Genomic DNA, 2,831 nt, shown 5'->3' with positions numbered 1-2,831 from the left:
TGCCAGATAAGGATTTAGTCGATTTATGCCCCCCTATCGAACCATAACAAGTAACGAAGAGCCGTATTTTATCCATGACTACAATGCACAGCAAAGCAAAGGATTAAGCCGCCATCACTACTACCGAATCACCACCAAAATTCCCCCTCTCCCTCTCCCTAGGGTTTTTAAAAATTGGTGTCTGAGGAATAAGGGATTATTGCTATTATTAACCCTGATTTTGGGCAGTATTGCTCTGGCTTTTATAAACTCACGTCGTTAATTTTTTTGCTGGCGATCGAGCCTTGATATAAATCTAGATCGAACCAGAAAGTTGTGCCAATTCCCACTTCACTAATCAAATTAATTTGACTATAGTGCTTTTCAATAATATTTTTGACGATCGATAATCCTAATCCCGTCCCTTCTAGGGTATGAACGCGATTTTCTACCCGATAGAAGCGATCAAATATGGCACTTTGATCCTCGGCATCGATGCCAATACCAGTATCGGATACTTCCACGCGAATTTTGAGAGTTTCTTGGGGATTATCTTTGCTGATTTTATAGGCACGAATCACCACTTTACCGCCAGCAGGAGTAAATTTTAGGGAGTTACCGACTAGATTAGTTAATACCTGTAAGAGTAGATCATAATGACCTAAAATTGGTAATAAATTGGCTTCAATTTCCGAGCTTAATTCTAGTCCTTTATCCCTAGCATTGAGTTGATAAGTCCTCAGGGTTTGTTCGATTAATTGTCCGATATCGAGCGCATCTAAGTTATAGTTACGGGAGGATTCTAACCGGGAAAGATCGAGAACATCATTAACTAAACGAGTTAAGCGATCGGTTTCATGATTGGCGGTTTCTAAAAACTCTCTTTTTTCTGTATCGCTGAGATCCTCTCCAAATTCTGTCAGGGTTTCAATAAAAGATTTGATGTTGAATAAAGGGGTTCTTAACTCATGGGAAACATTGCTGATAAATTGACTTTTTGCCTCATTTAATTCTGTTTCTCTGGTGATATCCTGTAGCGTCATAGCAATTCCCCGGACATTCTCCCGATACTGATCGAATACCTGAGTTAACAAAATGCGAATTGTGCAGGGTTTCGGGTGAGTTAAAGATAATCTAAATTCCGCCGGGGAATAGTTATTATTTTCCTGATCAATAACAGCATTTTTCTGATTTTGATTAGCGGATTCTTCTGGTTGGAGGGTTTCTCCTGCCGCAATTTGATAGAGAGGTTTAGTTAGTTTAACCGTTAACTCCGAAGGAAAAAGATGTAGAACATTTTTACCGATAATTTCCTGATCTTCCCAGCCAAATATTTCCCGAGCTGCTGGATTAATTAATAATAATTGAAAGTTAGTATCTAAGAGAATTGCTCCATCAGCAATAGTGGACATTAACGTATCTAGTTTGGCTTTTTCGGCGGTCATTTCTTCGATATTTTGTTCTTCGTATCGTTCTAACTTTTCCGCCATTTCATTAAAACTGAGAATTAATTCCCCTAACTCTCCTCCCAGGGGTAAATCAACGCGCTGCTTAAAATTTCCCGCTGCAATATTTTTGACCCCGACTAATAACTCCTTGATTGGTTTGGTGATAGTTAAAGCATTAAAAACTGCCCCGAGAATCACCATCGCCCAAATCGAGACAAAAACGGCAATAGTAACATCACGGGTTAGATTAGAAGAAGCCACCACAATAGCGTTAGGATTGATCCCGATCGCCAATACTCCCAAATATTTGCCCTCATGATTCAAGGGAACAAAGACATCGGTTACTTCACCGTCGGGGGTTTTATGCTGACGGACGAGGGGAGTTTCCCCATTTTCGCCATAATTTTCCGGTAATTGAATGCGACGCTCGATCGTCAGGGAATTTTTAACTTCGGCGGTAGAATAGGGAATGCCGAAAAATATTTGACCCTCCTCGTTAGCGTAGATCAAATAACGAACACTGGAGGTACTACTATAAAAACGGGCTGAAAAACGGGCTAAATCGGTTAAATTGTCCTCAGCAATCAGAGGGGAGACATTAGCGGCTAATAACAGCCCTAAATCCCGGCCAAAACGGGTATCATTGAGACGGACATCCTGCTGGATCGTGTTAACCGCCCAAAAGGTTAAACCACTCATCAACAAAGAAACGGCTAAAGTAGCCGCAGCCATTAATTTAGTTTGGAGGGTGAATTCGGACCACCAACGGGCGATCGCTTCTCGGAGACTAGGCAGAAAATTAGACACGGTTAGGCAGGATTAATCTGTATTCTTGACTACTCTATCGCTCAAATCGCGGGTTAGCACGATCATCTTAACTCATTAAACCTCTTGCATAATTAGGGTCTGCTGAAAAAGTTTTTCGTGGGGACAGGGTGTGGGGTGTGGGGTGTGGGGTGTGGGGTGTGGGGTTTTACCGGTTTTGAGGTGGCCAATTACCTAATTTTCAAGGAAAAATTGCCTCAATTTTCCCCCTCATCACTCCCATGCCTGGTACTTTTTGAGGGGAAAAAAGTCTAAAAGTCTTACCCAACAAGGTTTTTATCATTACTCAGCAAGCCCTAATTAATTTTTCAGGGTTCAAAAACGGCAAAAATAAGGATTAAATGGCATAAAGTCTGTAAATAGGGTTTGCGGCAAAAAGTTTTTCCTGGGGGCAAGGTGTGGGGTGTGGGGTGTGGGGTGTGGGGTTTTACCAGTTTTGAGGTGCCCAAGTACCTAATTTTCAGGGAAAAAGTCCAGGGATTTTCCCCCGATCACTCCCAGATCTGGTACTTTTTGATTGACAAAAAGTCTAAAAGTCTTACCCAACAAGGTTTTTAGATTTATTCAGCCAACCCTAAG

The 2,831-nt window shown here is 41.5% G+C and carries 2 protein-coding genes; both read right to left on the bottom strand.

Annotated features, from left to right (window positions below; translation table 11 throughout):
- Positions 1 to 242: 242 nt before the first annotated feature.
- Positions 243 to 2,234 carry a two-component system sensor histidine kinase NblS gene (gene nblS / locus PX482_RS13325; RefSeq protein ID WP_002762449.1) on the bottom strand — a complete coding sequence of 664 codons (1,992 nt, stop codon included), beginning with the start codon at positions 2,232 to 2,234 and terminating at the stop codon, positions 243 to 245.
- Between the two features lie 326 nt (positions 2,235 to 2,560).
- A complete protein-coding gene (locus tag PX482_RS13320) occupies positions 2,561 to 2,701 on the bottom strand; it encodes a hypothetical protein (protein ID WP_196219879.1) in 141 nt (46 codons plus the stop codon).
- Positions 2,702 to 2,831: the final 130 nt, after the last annotated feature.

The organism is Microcystis sp. M53602_WE12, from assembly GCF_030065455.1.
Classification (GTDB): Bacteria; Cyanobacteriota; Cyanobacteriia; order Cyanobacteriales; family Microcystaceae; genus Microcystis; species Microcystis aeruginosa.
This window is presented reverse-complemented; position numbering and strand designations above follow the sequence as displayed.